General features: G+C 41.7%; 1 protein-coding gene. It reads left to right on the top strand.

The genetic code is table 11. From position 1 onward, the window contains the following. Nucleotides 1–266 (top strand): hypothetical protein (locus Q1A15_RS20970; protein WP_299628409.1); only part of this gene is annotated, 266 nt, incomplete at both ends.

The raw sequence follows: 266 nt of genomic DNA, 5'->3' as shown, positions 1-266 counted from the left end.
GCTGCAGAAGCAGCAGGTTTTAGTGATGTTACAACCAATACAAGTTTAACGGGAGCTACTTTTACAATTCCAGGTGCAGCCGCAGCAAATACTTATGGCGGTACGATTACTTATATTGATGGCAATGGTTGTAGTGGTACAGATGCTTTTACAGTAACGATCAATGCGAATCCAGTAGCTACAGTAAACGATCCATCAGTTTGTGTTGGAGATACTTCAGCTACACTAACAGTAACAGCTACAACAGGAACACCTACTCAGTATAC

Origin of the sequence: uncultured Tenacibaculum sp. (assembly GCF_947495995.1) — a bacterium.
Classification (GTDB): Bacteria; Bacteroidota; Bacteroidia; order Flavobacteriales; family Flavobacteriaceae; genus Polaribacter.
This window is presented reverse-complemented; position numbering and strand designations above follow the sequence as displayed.